The organism is Thermovenabulum sp., assembly GCF_049723235.1.
Taxonomy (GTDB): Bacteria; Bacillota; Thermosediminibacteria; order Thermosediminibacterales; family Thermosediminibacteraceae; genus Thermovenabulum.
Genome location: NZ_JBNARB010000026.1, coordinates 11,703 through 22,973 on the forward strand (window position 1 = coordinate 11,703; position 11,271 = coordinate 22,973).

At 32.9% G+C, this 11,271-nt stretch carries 10 protein-coding genes, 1 pseudogene and 1 CRISPR repeat array; of the genes and pseudogenes, 2 read left to right on the top strand and 9 right to left on the bottom strand.

Going from position 1 to position 11,271, the window contains the following annotated elements; genetic code table 11:
• Nucleotides 1–23 precede the first annotated feature (23 nt).
• A CRISPR array of direct repeats spans nucleotides 24–1,584; the repeat unit is 30 nt; unit sequence GTTTCAATCCCTTATAGGTAGGCTAAAAAC.
• 199 nt (nucleotides 1,585–1,783) lie between these two features.
• The 9 genes and pseudogenes from cas2 to ACPLOV_RS10610 form a co-directional block, all read right to left on the bottom strand.
• Nucleotides 1,784–2,047 (bottom strand): CRISPR-associated endonuclease Cas2, encoded by a 264-nt coding sequence (gene cas2, locus ACPLOV_RS10570; protein WP_424909685.1) that lies wholly within the window; start codon nucleotides 2,045–2,047, stop codon nucleotides 1,784–1,786.
• A gap of 3 nt (nucleotides 2,048–2,050) precedes the next feature.
• The gene (gene cas1b, locus ACPLOV_RS10575) at nucleotides 2,051–3,043 is read right to left on the bottom strand and encodes a type I-B CRISPR-associated endonuclease Cas1b (protein ID WP_424909686.1); all 993 of its coding nucleotides are present in this window, start codon (nucleotides 3,041–3,043) and stop codon (nucleotides 2,051–2,053) included.
• A complete protein-coding gene (gene cas4 / locus ACPLOV_RS10580) occupies nucleotides 3,040–3,537 on the bottom strand; it encodes a CRISPR-associated protein Cas4 (RefSeq protein WP_424909687.1) in 498 nt (165 codons plus the stop codon). Before cas4 ends, cas1b begins: the two co-directional genes overlap by 4 nt.
• A complete protein-coding gene (cas3, locus tag ACPLOV_RS10585) occupies nucleotides 3,531–5,885 on the bottom strand; it encodes a CRISPR-associated helicase Cas3' (RefSeq protein WP_424909688.1) in 2,355 nt (784 codons plus the stop codon). The genes cas4 and cas3 overlap by 7 nt, the downstream gene beginning before the upstream one ends.
• Nucleotides 5,860–6,582 (bottom strand): type I-B CRISPR-associated protein Cas5b, encoded by a 723-nt coding sequence (cas5b, locus tag ACPLOV_RS10590; protein ID WP_424909689.1) that lies wholly within the window; start codon nucleotides 6,580–6,582, stop codon nucleotides 5,860–5,862. The genes cas3 and cas5b overlap by 26 nt, the downstream gene beginning before the upstream one ends.
• A 15-nt stretch (nucleotides 6,583–6,597) precedes the next feature.
• Complete coding sequence (gene cas7b / locus ACPLOV_RS10595; RefSeq protein ID WP_424909690.1) at nucleotides 6,598–7,506, bottom strand: type I-B CRISPR-associated protein Cas7/Csh2; 909 nt, start codon at nucleotides 7,504–7,506, stop codon at nucleotides 6,598–6,600.
• A gap of 33 nt (nucleotides 7,507–7,539) precedes the next feature.
• Nucleotides 7,540–9,362: pseudogene (locus ACPLOV_RS10600) on the bottom strand (TIGR02556 family CRISPR-associated protein).
• Between the two features lie 110 nt (nucleotides 9,363–9,472).
• On the bottom strand, nucleotides 9,473–10,048 hold the full coding sequence (locus ACPLOV_RS10605; RefSeq protein ID WP_424911142.1) for an N-acetylglucosamine-6-phosphate deacetylase: 576 nt from the start codon (nucleotides 10,046–10,048) through the stop codon (nucleotides 9,473–9,475).
• A gap of 50 nt (nucleotides 10,049–10,098) precedes the next feature.
• A complete protein-coding gene (locus ACPLOV_RS10610; protein WP_424911143.1) occupies nucleotides 10,099–10,335 on the bottom strand; it encodes a hypothetical protein in 237 nt (78 codons plus the stop codon).
• Nucleotides 10,336–10,505: 170 nt separating this feature from the next.
• Between ACPLOV_RS10610 and ACPLOV_RS10615 the strand changes: the two genes are divergently transcribed.
• Both ACPLOV_RS10615 and ACPLOV_RS10620 read left to right on the top strand, forming a co-directional pair.
• Nucleotides 10,506–10,649, top strand: coding sequence for a hypothetical protein (locus ACPLOV_RS10615; protein ID WP_424911144.1), 144 nt, complete (start codon nucleotides 10,506–10,508; stop codon nucleotides 10,647–10,649).
• Between the two features lie 147 nt (nucleotides 10,650–10,796).
• Nucleotides 10,797–11,009 (top strand): transposase, encoded by a 213-nt coding sequence (locus ACPLOV_RS10620; protein ID WP_424911145.1) that lies wholly within the window; start codon nucleotides 10,797–10,799, stop codon nucleotides 11,007–11,009.
• Nucleotides 11,010–11,271 lie beyond the last annotated feature (262 nt).

An 11,271-nucleotide genomic window follows, 5' to 3' on the forward strand; every position in this document is an offset into this window, starting at 1 on the left:
AAAAGCAAAAAATGCGCAATTGTGTTTCAATCCCTTATAGGTAGGCTAAAAACCAAGCATACTGAGAATATCCGCAAGTTTCTGAATCATGTTTCAATCCCTTATAGGTAGGCTAAAAACCACCCCGGTGGCAGGAGGGGCAAAGGAGGGGAGAGCAGTTTCAATCCCTTATAGGTAGGCTAAAAACCAGCTATGAACGTGGTGGCTAACTCGGCTACGGCCAGTTTCAATCCCTTATAGGTAGGCTAAAAACTTCCACTCGTAGCCCGATATAGAACCATCATACGTGTTTCAATCCCTTATAGGTAGGCTAAAAACTAAGCTTAGCATAATACAAATCTTTTAATCCTATCTGTTTCAATCCCTTATAGGTAGGCTAAAAACTGTTGATGATAAGGGGGAGATTTATGCTATTTCAAAGTTTCAATCCCTTATAGGTAGGCTAAAAACAGGACTCAAAAAACTCGATGCCCTGCTCAGAACCTTGTTTCAATCCCTTATAGGTAGGCTAAAAACTCACGTGTATTGCCGCACGATAGAATACCTAAGAGAGTTTCAATCCCTTATAGGTAGGCTAAAAACACAATACCAATTCCGTATATATAAACTCTTGATATACGTTTCAATCCCTTATAGGTAGGCTAAAAACGGGGGATAGCTACCGAAATCGGCAGGCAGAACTATAGAAGTTTCAATCCCTTATAGGTAGGCTAAAAACTTCTCAGCATAGGAAGTTTGGATATGACGTAATATGTTTCAATCCCTTATAGGTAGGCTAAAAACATTTTGGGAGAAGATGGGGAATAGGTATTGATGAATCGTTTCAATCCCTTATAGGTAGGCTAAAAACTGTTCCGATTCATGTCCATACTGCCTACAGTGTACTGTTTCAATCCCTTATAGGTAGGCTAAAAACCAATTAAGAAGGGTGCACAGTTGATAAAAGGTTTAGGGTTTCAATCCCTTATAGGTAGGCTAAAAACTAGAATATATCTGCGATAAAGAACGATTTGAAATAGGTTTCAATCCCTTATAGGTAGGCTAAAAACCTTCCCTGCCTCGTAAGCTTCTATAGTGCGGGGACTGTTTCAATCCCTTATAGGTAGGCTAAAAACAAAACGTATCTGCTACGAAGAGCTGGAGCGCCGCTTGTTTCAATCCCTTATAGGTAGGCTAAAAACGCTTGAAGATTTGGGATTAATTGTCAAAAGAGAGGGTTTCAATCCCTTATAGGTAGGCTAAAAACCACAGAAACGCACTACGATCACTATTGATGATGTCTGGTTTCAATCCCTTATAGGTAGGCTAAAAACCTAAAACCACCCCTTACGTAATCATTTTTGCCCATCTGTTTCAATCCCTTATAGGTAGGCTAAAAACAGTTGAGCAAGTCTCTCTATACTGGATTTTGCCCAGGTTTCAATCCCTTATAGGTAGGCTAAAAACGGATAATGCCTGGCGATTACGTTCTTGTCCGGCAGCAAAGGTTTCAATCCCTTATAGGTAGGCTAAAAACGATATGATGTTAAGAAAGATTACGAAACAACAAATATAGTTTCAATCCCTTATAGGTAGGCTAAAAACGCGTTGGATTCCGGAAAAAATAAGGATTTTAGTTCGCTAAAATTCTTATTTTAAATTTGTCCCATCATTTTTTATTTTAGCATAACTTTCAGTAATTTCAAGTATTTCAGGGTTTTATTTAGATTCTCAAAAAAGTCGTCGACCTCCAGGGGTTTTTGCACTATCGGAGGTCGACGACAATAAAATTTTTATATAATTTTTATATAAATTGTTCTTCCCCGCCTTTTTTTATCCCCATTGTTTCTCTTTCCGAATATTTTGTAGTTCTTAAAATATAAAATATCACTGAATCTTCTTTTTCGTTTATTATTCTTTTTAACTCCAATTTTAATTTTTTAAAATTTGCTTCTGAGATTTCTCCTTCTAATACTGAATTTTGAACCCAGTGAAGGTATTTTCTGCATGTTTTCAATACTCTGGCTACTCTTTTTTCGCAAACATCATAAACCAATATAATAAACATATATCACCACTTTGCTGTAAAGGCTTTATAATTTTCTTCGCCTATTAAATGTTTTTCAAGTTTATATAGTTCTAATCTTATTAATCTTCTATAAGAAACATTTTTGCCGAGGGTTTTATGGTTAAAAGTAGTTTGAAGCTTGTTTTCCATTTCTTGAATGAATTGTTTTTTTGCATTTTCTTTAAGTATTAATCCTTCAGTACTGCTTTCAAAATCTTCGTCCTTTATCATATTTCTCCCAATCAATGTAAATATTACTCTGTCCACAATTATGGGCTTAAAAATTTCTGATAAATCCAAATTTAAAGTAAACCTCCTAAAATTAGTAGCGTGAAGATACCCTATCCTCGGGTCAAGATGGGTTCTATAAATTTCTCCCAAAATTACAGTATAGATAATAGAATTTCCAAAACTTATTAAGGCATTTAAATTATTTTTTGGTGGCCTTTTAGTTCTTTTTTGAAATTTAAAATCCGGATTTTCTATAATTTCATCAAAAGCTTGATAATATGTCTCCCTTATGTTTCCTTCTATTGCCATTAATTCACTTGTATCTCTGCAATCATTTATTTTTTCAGCAAGTTTTTCTATTTGTTGCTCATATTCCTGTAAATTTTTACCTCTATTACTGTAATATCTTAATACCTGACAAATATTTTTATAAGCACCCTGAACAAACTCCTTTGCCAGATACATTCTTTTATCATTTTCAATATAATGTTCTGCCTGTTTTAATATCATATACCCCGAATTCATAAATTCCCTCGGATAAAAACTTCCTACATAATAATCGTAATGGTTGAAAAAATGAAGCAGTATTTCATTTTGCGTTAAAAATTCAAGGAATCTTTTATTTAAATTTACTTCTCCAAATATATAAATTTCACTGGTGTTTTCTACTGGGATGTATTTTACTCCCTCTTCATTTTCAAAATATATCGTATTATCCTTTCTTTTTAATTCACCGCTTGAAAAGATATACAATGCTTTCTTCATGATAGGCAAAACTCCTTATACCCGCATTTTGAACAAAATTTATTTTTATTAAATGGCGGAGGCAATTCCTGCAAAATTATATACTCTATTTCCTCAATAATATTTTTGATTTTAATCTCCTGCTCTTCGGTTAATTCTACTAATTCCTTCTTTTTTTCTTCCGGAAATAAAAGAATCCCTTTGGTATTTAAACCTTTTTCTTTGAGAACGTAAAGATAAAACAAAAGCTGCATTCTGGCACTTTCCTTGGCTCTGGAGCTTTTTTTAACTTCTCCAATTAATATTTCTTCATCTTTATTACGTATTAAATCAATTATTATATTTTCAAGGTTTATCTTCTTTTTATCCCTTCCGTAACTTTCTTCATCGATAAGCCTTCCCAGTTCAATATAAGGATTTTGCTGATCAGGGGTTATCTGCCGCGACATAAGCCATGCCTGCCTTTTGCAGATCATATAACTCTGGACAAGAGTCCCGTTAACAAGCCTTACCATATGGCAACTTCTCCTTCACACTTAAATCCCGTTACATTATCATAATACTGCCTTAAGCTGTTTTTATTAATGTAACCAAAACCTTCTACTATTGGAGGCATATTTTCCGTTTTTAAAGGAATCGAAATAACATACTTATAAAAATCGGATTTAAATTTATTAAACTTTTCTCTCCTTTCAAAGATGTTTTTTATATTTTTTAACTGCACATAATCTTCCCATAATTTTTTTGATTCATCGTCTATCTCTACAAAAACCTCCATCTTGGGCAAATCTTCTTCTATTAATTTAAAATCAGAAATAGAAATAGCTCCTTCACTATTCTCATAATTTAAAAGCCCGACTGCTCTCAGGATTTCATCGGATTCTCTAAAGGATTTGCGATTTGAAACCTCTGAATAATATTTTTTTAAAATCTCATTAAATTCTTTTTCGGAAACGGATACATATTTCTTAAGAATTTCCAGCGTAATTTCTAATAGTATGGAATCATAAATATATGAAGCAAATGACCTGGAATTATCATCCTGTAAATATACCAAATTTACCTCCCCTGTATTAGTGTTGTTTCTATTGCACCTTCCCGCTGATTGAATAAGAGAATCCAATGGCGCAAAATCACGGTAAACTACATCAAAGTCAATATCAACTCCTGCTTCCACTAATTGCGTTGTTACAGCAAATTTTATCTTTTTTCTTTTTATTTTTTCTATTCGCTCAAGCCTTTCTTTTGGTGTTACATGTGTAGAAAGGTATTCTATTTCTTCTTTTGGAAACTTTTGTTTTAATAACCCATAAAATTCTCTAGCGCATTTTATAGTGTTGAATATAAAAAGGTAGCTCTTTTCCTTTTCAAAGGTCAAGTTCTCTAAAAGTTCTTTTAAGCCGAGTTTTTTATCAATATTGATATTCATTTTTACCCTGTCAAGAATTTTAAAATATCTTTCTTTATTAAGCCTACTTATTTTATTTTCAAATAAAATTGGAGTAGTTGCCGAAGATATTATTACATATGTATTAAATTTTTCTACCAGTTCTAAAATTATTTTTTCTATCAATTTTAGGTATTTAACAGGTATTGCCTGAATCTCATCTATGATAATTATAGAATTTAATACCTTGTTAAACCTCCTCAAAGCGCTGTTTTTGTTAGAAATTATAGCATTAAAAAACTGAACAAAGGTAGTGATTATTATTTGGGAATCCCAGCTTTCAATTAAAAATTCTGCTTTGTCTCCCTCATACTCTTCTTTTTCTGTTATATAAGATATCTCGGTAAGATGATGGTGTTTTAAAAAAATATCGGAATACGGATGAATACTGTTAGTTATTAATAACTCCTCAATTATCTTCCCATTTTGTTCAATAATACTTAAAAAAGGTAAAGCATATATAATTCTTGGTTTTACTCCGTACCTATCAAAATATTTTTTTCTCAGCTTAAACGCAAACGCTAAGGATGTCAGCGTTTTACCCATACCGGTAGGCAGGTTAATTGAGTAAATTTTATTGTTTAAATCCATCTCATTATTTAATACATCATTAAAGGCTTCTTCCCGTAACGAATTTATAGTATTTTTGGGGAAACTTTTGGATTTTTTATAGATTACTACATTTTGTTCATCAAATTCCAGACTTGCACTTTCTCGCTTTTCACCCACTACCACATCAGTTTTATCTGCATCTATTAATGTTGAATAAATTAAATTTACAGTAAGATACAAAGAAAAATCATTGCTGTCAAGATCCCGCAATTTCATTTTTATTCTCCTTAATTCGCCGGGTAAATCCTCGATCCATCTAAAAACAAGGCTTTTTGTCAATAGGATATTAAAACCACATTCTTTTAAATTTGTTGCCAATATTTCAAACTTTTTATCGTCGATGCTTTTAGCCTGATTTTTAAGAAGCTCCAATTCTTTTTCAGATATAACTACTTCCTCCATAACATCTTTTAAATTGCCATGATGTTTTTTTACAGCTAAATAAGATATGAAGGGGAAAAGATTTTCCCCTTCATTTTTAAATTCTTCTTTCACAGCAAAAAAAGAAATTACTGCAGAAAGTAAACCATGTTTTGTTTCTTTTTGATTCTTTAATTTATTTTTTTCTTTTTCATCTGCAAAAAGGTAATTCTGAAAATACGCTGTTGATTTGCCTAAATCATGGCAAATACCCGAGATAAAACAGGTCTTTTTTATTTTATCCTTTTTTTCTTCAGGAAGGTTAAATATTTTACTTTCAATAATTTCGGCTGCTAATAAAGCTACGTTTTTTAGATGTTCTTCTAAAAATTTTTTGGGGTCCAAATGGGAATACAATTCAGAAAAAGATAATCCTTTCACCATTAGTACCCTCCCAGTATTTTTGCACATTGGCCTTAACGATATTTCCTTCGGCTTCAAATACTACATCTTCATACTTTTCTACTACTCTTTCAATGTCCATATCCAATGGAATTCTTTCTTTAAAATACTTCTTATTCTCTTCAAAAACTATACCGTAATCCTTTATCACATCCACCGGTATAACTGAATCTATTTCTACCACATTATCACAGTTTTGTTTTTCCTGAAAATTAAAAATACCCATCAACTCAAAATCTGCAAGAAGTTCGGAAAGCCCTAAGGATAATGTGAAAAAACTCTCGTGATTTTCCAGGTTTCTACGTAATTTATCGAAAATTTCTTCACTTTTATGAAATACATATACCCTGTATTTGGGAGATTTTACAAATTCCGTCCTAATTTGCGTCCTTGCTTCGTGATTTTTTTTCTTTAAAGGAACCCAATACCCACCCTTAGTATTTATATGATTTAAACCGTATCTTACTTTTTTAATAGGATTAATAATTTTTAACGCGATCTTGCAATTTTCTCTTGAAAATATATCTAAATATTCCTTTTTATCCGCTCCTATAATTGCTCCAAGCATTCCTTTCAAAGTGGGAGGTGGTGGAAAGGAAAAGGTCAGGGGCGAAGATGTGGTATAAAACTTTTTAAAGTGGGCAAAATCTCCCCATATATCAAACACTATAACTTCCATACAGATTACTCCCCGTTAAAATTGTAATTCTTCTAATTTGAATTCTTTGAACACCTCTTCAAATTTGTTCTCTTTTCCCCCGAGTGAAATTTTTATCCTTTCGTCTACCTTGTACTGTATTTTTTCTACATTGTCTTTATATTTATTGAAAATCTCATATAACTCTTGTGTCTCTAATACCCCATCGGCAATATCCCTGATTTCTTCGTCCCTTTTTGCAGATACAAACTTTATCCTCTTGTCCAGCTCACCTATGAAAAAGTTCTCTTTTTTATATATTACATGCAAAAGCAGTCTTGGCATTTGTCCAAATTTTGAAGTGGAAATAAGGGTTTTTGTGCCCTCCCAGACTCCTTCGAGCATCAAATTTATATCTTCTTCCGTCAGCTGTATTTCCTGCACTTTAGCTGCATTCTTATTTACAATCCCGTAAAAAGCTATCAACGAATAGGGCAAAATGTATTTTTCAGTAAAGGTACCCTGCCTTTTGTCCTCTTTTGACGGCATAATTGTTGTTCCCTTAATGTATGTAAGATCTACTCTGTGGAGAGAACGGCCAAATTTAAACTGTACTGGGCCAGTTAAAGTCATGGTTTTATCTTTAACGGCCGTGGTAGCTCCAAAAAGCCTTACATCTATACAGTTTTTTATAATATCCTGATCGTCTCTAAATTGAGATAATCTTTCTTCTTTTGTTTTCAAATTTCCTTTTTCATCCCTTATTTCCCTTATAAATACGTCCTGTCCTTTATATTCATACAAATAATCCCTTATAGTTCTTTTTAACCTGACATCGGTTACGATATTTACTCCTGTTTCTTCATCAATTCTTGGTTTGTTTTCGTCCACAGGGTCACCATTTGGGTTTGCATCCTTAATGTCGTATAAAAACAATATTTCACTATGGCTTTTAATTAATTCCATAAAAATACCCCCTTAGTTTAATTTATTAAAATTTTAATTAATCTCCAGCTGTTCTTCTTCATCATCTTTAATCGTTTCTTGCGCAATTTCTTTCGGTTCTCCGAAATATTTATTCAATATTTCACTTACTTCATTTGCAAGATGCATTCCGCAGACAAAATAGAAGTTCATTTCATCCAAGGACATGTCCCAATTATCACCTGCTTGAAGCAAATAATGGGATATCTCAGCAGCAATCATTCTCCTGCCAAAAGTAAAGGCATCATATTCGATAAGTTTATTTTGCACTTTCGGGAGAAGCCCTTTAAAATCTTCTTCATTCATTTTGAAGCTCTTTAATTGTTTAAGAAAAGGCATTTTTTTATCTCTTTCCATTGCCTGTTTTCTTAAAAGAAATTCGGTTAACGCTCCCAGTAAAAATAGCCCTCTCTTCACGGGCATTTCAAACGTAGGGTTGTACTTATTAAATATTTCATCGAAAATTCTACCTTCCATATTTACCGCCTCCATTTCCAACAGTTTTAATCTTAAAAGGTACATTACAAACATCAAAGCATCCTTTATGGAATAATAAAAATTAAAAGTCTCTTCTTCATTTAAAAATTTATCTCTTATTCTGAGCATTAAAAACTTCATTAGAAATTCCTTATCAATGCTGATGTTTTTAAAAATTCTGTTAACCACATCCAAAAAATACTTGTCCAGGTCTGTATCTTTTTTATTAGAGTCGGCCTTCATGAAAAAATTCCTTATATTCTTAAACGTAAAATTGGTATTAAATAAATCATCTATTTCGTCTTTTGCTTGAAACAACCTTCTGAGCCTGGAAGGAAATACGTCTTCAATTACTAAAAGTATTCTTTCCGCATCATTTATCTTTCTCATAAAGAGAAAATTAACCGTCATATTATCTTTTGCTTCTTTTATCAAATCTAAAATTCATCTTCATCATCCGTCAATTTCTTAACTGTTCCTTTTCCCAGCGAGATTTTTTTTGATTTATTTGAATTTCTTCCCTTTAAAATCGATAAAATCTCAAGGGCATAATCGTCATCCATAAACATAAACTTTGGAATAAGGTAATAGGGGATACCGCAAAACTTAAAAGACAAATTATTATCGATAAAATTTCTTCCCTCTTCCAATTGAATCTTGCAATCAGGGCACACAGGATAGTTTTTCCATGCAGATTTTTCTTTAAAGCCGCCTGTTATAAAGCCCGGCTTGTCCAATGTATAAAACTTATATACGTCAATGCTTCCGAGCACAATATCCTTTTTTTGTTTGCATAAGGAGCATACCTTGTTTCGTTCAAATACTTTTAAATCTCTTTCTTCTACCTTTATTAACAAGATTCTTTTAAATACATTAAAATCGCCAATATAATATTCTTCATCTTCTTTTATAAATTTCAGTGTAACTATAAAAGAATCCTTTTTATTGTATCTTTCTTTAATTTCATTGATACTTTCTTGGATCGCGGAATGGTTATTGAAAATCTCTTCATATATATTCTTCAAAAAGCTTCTTTCTTCCTGACTAAGATCTATATCTTTAATTATATTGAACCAGGGTAATATTTTTTTGGAAATCACTTCTTTATATTTATCCGTAAGTCTTGAAGTGGGTGTAATATCTGTTCCGCTTGATGAACCTTTTCGATAAAGGTATTTTAATACCTTATTTGGATCGTATTCTTCTATTTTAACTGAGGAATAAATAAATCTTTCACCGTCGTATTCAAAATTGATACATATTGCGTACTGGCAGTCTGGGTCTTCTGTAAGAATTTTTACTAAATCTTTATTTTCTTTTTTTAAAATCAGCTCGCCAATTTTTTTGACCGCTTCAATCAATATATCATCCCCTTTTAAAATACAAAATCTTCTTTATATCTTATTTCTACATTTTTCCAAAAAATCCTCCATATTTTCGTAATATTTTAAAAAAGAGGCAAACCGCCTGCTCATGATTTTATCACCTTTAATATGTTCACGTTTTCATCGAAAATCACGAGGTCAGCATCGTTCCCCGCTTCAATTCTTCCCTTCCCGATAAGTTTTAATGCCTTTGCCGGATTCAATGTAGCCATTTTGACCGCATCCTGAAGGCTTACGCCTACCTCATTTACCATATTGTAAATTGCCCGGTTTAAAGTGAGGGTAGAGCCGGCCAGGGTGCCGTCGGGAAGGGTTGCTGTACCGTTTTTCACAATTACTTTTTGCCCCGATAGCAGATATTCGCCGTCCGAAAGTCCTGCTGCCATCATGGAATCGGTGATTAATATTATCTTATCGGCACCTTTTGCTTTTACAAGCATCTTCATCGCAACCGGACTTACGTGTACACAATCAGCAATAAGTTCACAGTAGACTCCTTCCTCCGTCAAAAACGCCCCTAAAGCTCCGGGCTCCCTGTGGGTAAACCCTCTCATACCGTTAAACGTATGAGTAGCAAGGCTTGCACCCAAAACCAATGCCCTTTTGGCTTCCTCGTAACTTGCATCGGTATGGCCGAGGTCAATTGTAATATTATACCACAATAAACATTTTTGTATGGGATCAAATAGAAAATTTAGGGGATCTTGAAAGATTACGCCGTGGAGAAGAACTGGATTATGTTCGCAATAAGCGGATATACCACGAGCACGATATAAGGCAAAACATATTCGAAAGATTCCCCGGCTTTTATCCTGTATGATATTTCTTCCAGAAAAGGGCTAACTATGCTTTCCTTTGTTTTTGCGGTATATTCGATAACCGTCTCAACCGGCAGTCCCACGGGAAGCCCCTGTGCCATGTCAAAATCGAAGTTTGGCTTGTCTTTCAAAAAATCAAAACCGATAGCCAAACTTGTAGGAATTACATTGTTAAGATAAAACAGTAAAAGTAGCTGAAAAGTTAAAAATAGCTATGACAGGACAGACACCAAGAGGAATTATTGCAAATATACTGAAACAGTATAATGACTTAATTAGCACTCAATAAAATGGTATAATTATGCAGAAAAAGTTATTCAGGAAGCTCAAAATGGTGGCAGGCATTAAGGTAAATATCAAGATGCTTCAAACTGGACAAATGAACAATTACATAAGGCCGTTAATAGCTATGAAAAACAGATTAAATTGCATTAAGACAAAATAAATAATCCTGCGAAATATATAACTGATTGGGAAATATTGGATGAACGTAAAAAAAAATGGTTGCTTAAAAAATGGCATAAAGATGCTAATAGAAATGCAAAATTAAAGGTTATTATGGAGCATATTCTAAAAGAACGAGGTGATTCAAATGAATAATGAAGAGATGGGAATTTTAAAAGATATCACACGAGAAATAATTCAAAATGCAGATGAAGTTCTAAAAGAAAAAGATGGCAGTGAATTTTACGAAGGTAAAATATTAGCTTATAACGAAGTGCTTTCGATAATAAAAGATTATCTTACGGGATACGACCTGAAAGAATTTGGGCTTGATATTGATATCGATAGCAAATATGTATAAACAAGCCGCCAAGACGGATGAGTCGAGGCGGTATTTTTGTGCCCAAAAAAATTTAAATCCAACATAGTTAAGAGAAAACTTAAACTTATAAGTTTTTGATAAAATTATTTTTCCCATGGCAATATTTACCTCCTTTTTTTGATAAAATAAAATTGGAGGTGGTCATTTTGAGTAAGATAGAAATGATTTTAAATCTTATTTTGGATATGAGCTTTTTGCTTTGTACCATTTTTTTAATTTTTATCATGAATTTATTCCAATA

What these genes read in the sequence shown, in the direction of transcription:
- cas2 (WP_424909685.1), bottom strand. Translation starts at nt 2,047, where the DNA reads ATGTTTATTATATTGGTTTATGATGTTTGCGAAAAAAGAGTAGCCAGA.
- cas1b (WP_424909686.1), bottom strand. Translation starts at nt 3,043, where the DNA reads ATGAAGAAAGCATTGTATATCTTTTCAAGCGGTGAATTAAAAAGAAAG.
- cas4 (WP_424909687.1), bottom strand. Translation starts at nt 3,537, where the DNA reads ATGGTAAGGCTTGTTAACGGGACTCTTGTCCAGAGTTATATGATCTGC.
- cas3 (WP_424909688.1), bottom strand. Translation starts at nt 5,885, where the DNA reads ATGGTGAAAGGATTATCTTTTTCTGAATTGTATTCCCATTTGGACCCC.
- cas5b (WP_424909689.1), bottom strand. Translation starts at nt 6,582, where the DNA reads ATGGAAGTTATAGTGTTTGATATATGGGGAGATTTTGCCCACTTTAAA.
- cas7b (WP_424909690.1), bottom strand. Translation starts at nt 7,506, where the DNA reads ATGGAATTAATTAAAAGCCATAGTGAAATATTGTTTTTATACGACATT.
- ACPLOV_RS10615 (WP_424911144.1), top strand. Translation starts at nt 10,506, where the DNA reads ATGCAGAAAAAGTTATTCAGGAAGCTCAAAATGGTGGCAGGCATTAAG.
- ACPLOV_RS10620 (WP_424911145.1), top strand. Translation starts at nt 10,797, where the DNA reads ATGAATAATGAAGAGATGGGAATTTTAAAAGATATCACACGAGAAATA.